Origin of the sequence: Bacteroides propionicifaciens DSM 19291 = JCM 14649 (genome assembly GCF_000375405.1) — a bacterium.
Lineage (GTDB): Bacteria > Bacteroidota > Bacteroidia > Bacteroidales > Bacteroidaceae > Bacteroides_E > Bacteroides_E propionicifaciens.
Window position 1 is genome coordinate 42,928 of the sequence record NZ_AQWS01000022.1, and the last position, 6,145, is coordinate 49,072.

8 protein-coding genes and 2 tRNA genes are annotated in these 6,145 nt (G+C 37.0%); 7 read left to right on the forward strand and 3 right to left on the reverse strand.

Annotated elements, in window-relative coordinates; all coding sequences use genetic code 11:
* Positions 1-3: 3 nt before the first annotated feature.
* The 3 genes from B091_RS0108000 to B091_RS0108010 are packed head-to-tail and all read left to right on the forward strand — an operon-like array spanning position 4 to position 2,661.
* Positions 4-444, forward strand: coding sequence for a deoxycytidylate deaminase (locus B091_RS0108000; protein ID WP_018109493.1), 441 nt, complete (start codon positions 4-6; stop codon positions 442-444).
* Between the two features lie 23 nt (positions 445-467).
* Positions 468-2,150, forward strand: coding sequence for a S41 family peptidase (locus B091_RS0108005; protein ID WP_018109494.1), 1,683 nt, complete (start codon positions 468-470; stop codon positions 2,148-2,150).
* On the forward strand, positions 2,110-2,661 hold the full coding sequence (locus B091_RS0108010) for a 5-formyltetrahydrofolate cyclo-ligase (RefSeq protein ID WP_018109495.1): 552 nt from the start codon (positions 2,110-2,112) through the stop codon (positions 2,659-2,661). The genes B091_RS0108005 and B091_RS0108010 overlap by 41 nt, the downstream gene beginning before the upstream one ends.
* A gap of 28 nt (positions 2,662-2,689) precedes the next feature.
* On the opposite strand, the gene B091_RS0108015 is transcribed toward B091_RS0108010, so the two are convergent.
* A complete protein-coding gene (locus tag B091_RS0108015; RefSeq protein ID WP_025069584.1) occupies positions 2,690-2,980 on the reverse strand; it encodes a DciA family protein in 291 nt (96 codons plus the stop codon).
* Positions 2,967-4,088 carry a DNA replication/repair protein RecF gene (gene recF, locus B091_RS0108020; protein WP_025069585.1) on the reverse strand — a complete coding sequence of 374 codons (1,122 nt, stop codon included), beginning with the start codon at positions 4,086-4,088 and terminating at the stop codon, positions 2,967-2,969. Before recF ends, B091_RS0108015 begins: the two co-directional genes overlap by 14 nt.
* Positions 4,089-4,244: 156 nt before the next feature.
* On the opposite strand from recF, the gene B091_RS0108025 reads away from it, so the two are divergent.
* From B091_RS0108025 to B091_RS0108040, 4 genes are all read left to right on the forward strand, one after another.
* Positions 4,245-4,928 carry a tetratricopeptide repeat protein gene (locus tag B091_RS0108025; protein WP_018109498.1) on the forward strand — a complete coding sequence of 228 codons (684 nt, stop codon included), beginning with the start codon at positions 4,245-4,247 and terminating at the stop codon, positions 4,926-4,928.
* Positions 4,929-5,020: 92 nt separating this feature from the next.
* On the forward strand, positions 5,021-5,515 hold the full coding sequence (gene ribH, locus B091_RS0108030) for a 6,7-dimethyl-8-ribityllumazine synthase (protein WP_018109499.1): 495 nt from the start codon (positions 5,021-5,023) through the stop codon (positions 5,513-5,515).
* 54 nt (positions 5,516-5,569) lie between these two features.
* Positions 5,570-5,652, forward strand: a tRNA-Tyr gene (locus B091_RS0108035).
* Between the two features lie 9 nt (positions 5,653-5,661).
* Positions 5,662-5,734, forward strand: a tRNA-Gly gene (locus B091_RS0108040).
* Positions 5,735-5,885: 151 nt separating this feature from the next.
* Here B091_RS0108040 and B091_RS0108045 read toward each other — a convergent pair.
* A partial coding sequence (locus B091_RS0108045; protein ID WP_018109500.1) for a transposase occupies positions 5,886-6,145 on the reverse strand: 260 nt, incomplete at its 5' end.

The window sequence follows — 6,145 nt, forward strand, 5'->3', positions numbered from 1 at the left end:
GAAGTGGATAGTGAAACAAACAAGAAACAAAAAGAGTTAGATTCTCGTTATTTACGAATGGCAATTATCTGGTCTGAAAACTCATACTGCATTAGAAGAAAGGTCGGTGCCTTGATAGTAAAAGACAAAATGATCATTTCTGATGGCTATAACGGTACTCCCTCAGGCTTTGAAAATATTTGTGAAGACCAAAACAATAAAACCAAACCATACGTTCTTCATGCTGAAGCTAATGCGATTACAAAAATTGCACGTTCAAACAACAGCAGCAATGGAGCTACACTATACGTTACCGCAGCACCTTGTATAGAATGTGCTAAACTAATCATCCAATCGGGAATAAAACGCATAGTCTATTCCGAGAGCTATAGACTCGATGACGGAATTGAACTGTTGGATAGAGCAGGTATCGAAGTCGTATTTCTAGATCACGAGCAATACTAAAAACATAAAAGAATTCTGAGAATATGAGTAAAAGAAAATGGTCTGTATTTACACCCATCATAGCAGCTATATGTATCGTTATAGGTGTAATTATAGGAATGTATTATGCTTCACCACATAATAAAAGCATTTTTATAACACAAACGCCGACAAACAAATTAAATAGCATTATTCGAATCATTGATGAGAATTATGTCGACACAGTAGACATGTCAGAGTTGGTAGAAGATGCTTTACCTCATATCATCTCTGAACTAGACCCACATAGTGTGTACATCCCCAAGATATATGCTGAAGAGGTAGGATCGGAACTAGACAGTAGCTTTAGTGGAGTTGGTATTCAATTTACGATCCAAGAAGATACGATCTACGTCAATAGTGTGGTTAAGCAAGGTCCATCCGAAGAGGTCGGAATTATTGCAGGGGACCGAATAATTACTGTTGATGATAGCCTATTTGTAGGAAGCAAGATCAATAACCGAGTAGCCCTACGCACTCTTAAAGGCCCTAAAGGCACACAAGTCAAATTGGGAATCCAACGTAGCGGAGAACCCGACTTACTCAACTTTGTAGTTACGCGTGGCGATATCCCTCAGAATACGATTGATGCTACCTACATGGTTAATGATAAAATTGGATACATACAATTGAGCAAGTTTGGCCGTACAACTTATGTCGAGCTAATCAACTCTATGGCACTTCTACTCTACCAAAATTGTGAAGGTGTTATCATAGATTTAAGAGGTAATACTGGTGGTTATCTAGATATTGTAGCCAAAATCGTGAATGAATTCTTACCCAAAGAAAGATTAATTGTTTTTACAGAAGGCCGTAAAATGGGTCGTCAAAACATTTATTCAAATGGGTCGGGAGGATTCCAAAATATACCAGTTGTAATTCTTATCGATGAAGCATCAGCCTCATCAAGTGAAATATTTGCAGCTGCTATTCAAGACAACGATAGAGGAACAATCATTGGCAGAAGATCTTTCGGCAAAGGACTGGTTCAACAAGAAATTGCATTTAACGATAGCTCTTTACTGCGTCTTACGATTGCTCGCTATTATACTCCATCTGGACGCTCAATTCAACGCCCTTATACCAAAGGAGACAAGCAAGAGTACCAAATGGACTTACTACACCGCATTGAGCACGGAGAGCTCTACTCTAAAGATAGCATTAAACTAGACGACAGCTTACTCTACCACACACTAAATGGCCGTGAGGTATATGGTGGAGGTGGTGTAATGCCCGATATATTTGTCCCTCAAGATATGATTGAAACCAATACATATCTAAACGAAGTATTGAAGCGCAGACTCATCTTGCAGTTTAGTTTCCAATACACCGACAAAAACAGAGAAAAGCTAAGCCAATACACCAATGAAGAAGAGCTTGAAAAGTATCTGCTCAAACAGCATATATTTGATCGCTTTGTTCAGTTTGCCGATTCAAAAGGTGTGCAGAGAAGAAATCTTCTGATCAATAAGTCTAAAGACTTTATTGAAAGAACACTGTTCTCAAACATTATATATAACATTCTAGGTATAGAGGCACATATCAAGTATATTAACAAAGCGGATTCAACTTTCCAAAAAGCATTGGAAGTACTTGAAAAAGGAGAATCATTCCCTAAACCACCTGCAGAAAAACTTGCTACAACCGATGAGACAACAAAAAAAGGCTCTACGACAGTTAGTAAATAGTCGTAAAGCCACATACAGTAAGAGTGAGCTTATAGCTCTCTCTGAAGATATTATCCAACAACTTGTGCTTGCCCCCTTGTGGGTCAAAGCACAAGTTGTTTTGTTATACTACTCCCTACCCGATGAGGTTAACACGCATAAGCTCGTTCAAGAATTTAGCAAACAAAAGCAGATTATATTGCCAGTAGTCGTGGGTGATATTCTAGAGTTAAGAAAGTATGCAAGCCTTCAAGATCTTAAAAAAGGAGCATATGGGATTTTGGAACCATGTGGAGAGTTATTCACCACCTACGAGCAAATAGACTTAGTAGTAGTTCCTGGAATGGCTTTCGATGAGCATGGAAACAGACTGGGTCGCGGAAAAGGGTATTACGACAAGTTACTGCCCAATATTAGCGCTCCTAAAATTGGGTTATGCTTTGGTTTTCAATACCAAGGAGAACAAACTATCCCTACAGAATCAACAGATATCCCAATGAATAAGGTCATCACCAATAAAAAGGTAAAGTAATATTAAGCAAGAAATAGAATAGAAAATATCAGCGAAAGATGATGTTTGTGATCACATTGGCCCCAACTTTTTCATTGAGCTTCCTTACAAGAAGTTCACGCCCCATCATTAATTCTTGACGAAGAGCAGCAGAAGATAGGCTGACAAAAAGAATCTGATTACGAATATAGATTTGACGGGTGTATTTAGCCATTGAAGGGCCTAACATTTGTGGCCATAAGTCAAGCAGTCGCTGCTCATTAAGAGGAGACTCCAAACTTTCTTGACGTAAGTAACGTCTTAATATCGAACCTATTTGCTCGGCGTTATTTCTTCTCATAATGATTTTCTTCTTCGAGTTTAATTGCTCCATCTCTTACGGTAAACAACTTATAATCACTCTGCACTTTGTGTAAGATCTGATCTAAGTGACTTCGATTGGTATCAGTTATAAAGATTTGCCCAAACTCATCACCCGAAACCAAGTGCATAATCTGCTCAACACGCAGCGCATCCAATTTATCAAAAATATCGTCAAGTAACAACAAAGGTACCTTATTACTTATCTTTCTGAGGAAAGAAAATTGAGCCAACTTCAAAGCTACAAGATAAGTTTTGTTCTGTCCTTGAGAACCTTCGCGCTTGATGGGGAAGTCGCCCAAAGACATAATCAAATCATCTTTGTGAATACCTTTAAGAGAGTAACCCACAATTAAATCTCGAGATCTACTCTCACGCAAAGTTTCTAACAGGTTTTGTTCAAAACTATCCGATTTATACTCTAAGGATACCGTTTCTTTGTCTTGCGATATAATTGAGTAATAACTTTGAAACATTGGAATAAAAGAGGATATAAACTCACTCCTTTTTTGGAAGACACGAGTACCTGCCTCAGCCATCAACTCTTCAAGCACCTCAAACAACTGATGATCAACGGGATTTTCGCTTTTCAGCAAACTATTCCGTTGAAGCATAGCCTTATTATATTGAATTAGAGAATTTAAATATTCCTTATCGTATTGAGAGATAACCACATCCAAAAAACGTCTCCGCTCCTCACTCCCACCTTGGATTAACTGAGAATCGTCGGGAGAAACCATAACAAGGGGGATCAATCCAATATGGTCAGAAAGTCTTGAATATTCCTTCTTATTACGCTTAAATTGCTTTTTCTTCCTGCGCTTAAGACCACAGTAAACCTCATCAGTAATTCCCTCAACAGAGTCATAAAAGCCTTGAATAACAAAGAAATCTTCACCATGACGGATATTTTGAGAGTCAACTGAATTGATTGAGCTTTTGCAAAAAGAGAGATAATATATCGCATCAAGGATATTTGTTTTACCCATGCCATTTTCGCCCAAAAAGCAATTCAATTTTGAAGACAAATCCAATTCAGCTTCAGCTAAATTCTTATAATTCAAGACCGATATATGCGTAATAACCATTTTGATTCCGTGTTTGGCTGCAAAAATACAAAGAATAATATGCATTCGCTGAGGAACTAGAAAAAAGATAGAACTAAATTTTATTTATATCTATAAAAAAAGTACTTTTGTTATCCAAAATACACTAAGTTGAAATTAATAAAATAGACATATAAAATGACAAAGCACAAAAACGAAGAGAGCAATATAAATGTAGAAGAAGCTCTTGGTACATCAGAAGTATTTCTTTCTAAAAACAAGAAAAGTCTCATCGGTGGCTTCATTGGTATTTTAGTTATTATAGCTGTGTTTTTGATCTACAAAAATGCTTATGCTACGCCTAAAGAAGAAAAAGCTCAGGTAGCAATTTTTCTAGGTGAAGAATATTTCAATAATGGTCAATATGAATTGGCTCTTAATGGTGACAGTATTACTTTTGATGGCTTAATAGGTTTTGAAAAAGAATACAGTGGTACTAAAGCTGGTAATTTAGCAAACTACTATATTGGTATTTCATTCCAAAAACTTGGTCAGTACGAGAATGCAATCAATTACCTAGAAAAATTTAGTGCTAAAGACTTAATGGTATATCCTGCTAGCCTTATGGCATTAGGCAACTGTTATGTTGAAGTGAATCAAGTGGACAAAGCGATTGAAACGCTTAAAAAGTCTGCTTCACTAGCTAACAATTCAACAATTAGCCCTGTAGCTCTTCGCCAAGCAGGTATCCTATTGGAAAGCAATGGTAAATACAAAGAAGCTATTGAGCAATATACAATAATCAAGAATAACTATTTTGATTCTCCTATCTCTTTTGATATCGACAAATACATCGAAAGAGCTACAACTCAACTGAATTGATAAATATCTTTCATAATTATATAAAGCTACCTCAATTGTTTATGACAAAAGGGGTGGCTTTTTAGTTTAGATTAATTTAAATAATAATTGACATGGCAACAGCATTTCACAACTTATCATCTTACGATCCTACAACAGTACCTAGTGCTAAGAATATGAAATTTGGAATCGTAGTATCTGAATGGAATGAAAACATAACAGGACCACTTTTACAAGGAGCCGTTGAGACCCTAAAAAAACATGGTGCCACTGACGAGAACATCCATATAGAAACTGTTCCAGGTAGTTTTGAACTAACTTTTGGAGCAAACCAGTTCATTAATAATACTGAAGTCGATTCTGTAATCATTCTAGGATGCGTAATTAAAGGAGAAACTCCACATTTTGATTATGTATGTGCTGGAGTAACTCAAGGCATCACTACGCTTAACGAAACTGGCAATGTACCAGTTATTTACGGCTTAGTAACTACTAATAACATGGAGCAAGCACTAGATCGCGCTGGAGGTAAACACGGCAACAAAGGAGACGAATGTGCAATTACTGCAATAAAAATGATTGATTTTGTTTGGAGGTTTAAAAAATAGCAGTTATCTTTGCAACGCAATTAAGGAATAAAACCTTACAAAAATAATTGAGTGGGGCAAATACCAGAGTGGCCAAATGGGGCAGACTGTAAATCTGCTGGCTTACGCCTACGGTGGTTCGAATCCATCTTTGCCCACTAAAAATTGCGGAAGTAGCTCAGTTGATAGAGCATTAGCCTTCCAAGCTGAGGGTCGCGGGTTTGAGCCCCGTCTTCCGCTCTATAGAGAGAATCTAAGTTAATTACTTAGGTTCTCTCTTTTTATATGTTTATCTCATACAATAAAAGGGCTCCCCAAGGCTCATACCGGCTCACATCATATTCTTGGGGATTTAATATGGATCATATCATATTCTTGGGGATTTAACATATTAAGCAAATAGCTCTGTTGCTCTAAAGAGGAAGAACTTAGTGTCTGTAATTCCTCTGAAAGTAGCTCTTAGCTGTTTAAGCTTTGCGTTGAAAGACTCTGCAGATGCATTAGTGAATCGAGACTCAAAGAAGTTTAGTATTCTTTCGTAGTGATTCTTAAAGGTGTTTATTACAGTTTTAAAGTGTGGAGACTCTTTATGCTCAACCTTATTAAACCACAACGCTAACTTTACTCTAGCTACATCCTTGTGATATGATG

Excerpts from the sequence above, each read along its gene's own strand:
- B091_RS0108005 (WP_018109494.1), top strand. The coding sequence starts at position 468 with ATGAGTAAAAGAAAATGGTCTGTATTTACACCCATCATAGCAGCTATA.
- B091_RS0108010 (WP_018109495.1), top strand. The coding sequence starts at position 2,110 with ATGAGACAACAAAAAAAGGCTCTACGACAGTTAGTAAATAGTCGTAAA.
- B091_RS0108015 (WP_025069584.1), bottom strand. The coding sequence starts at position 2,980 with ATGAGAAGAAATAACGCCGAGCAAATAGGTTCGATATTAAGACGTTAC.
- recF (WP_025069585.1), bottom strand. The coding sequence starts at position 4,088 with ATGGTTATTACGCATATATCGGTCTTGAATTATAAGAATTTAGCTGAA.
- B091_RS0108025 (WP_018109498.1), top strand. The coding sequence starts at position 4,245 with ATGACAAAGCACAAAAACGAAGAGAGCAATATAAATGTAGAAGAAGCT.
- ribH (WP_018109499.1), top strand. The coding sequence starts at position 5,021 with ATGGCAACAGCATTTCACAACTTATCATCTTACGATCCTACAACAGTA.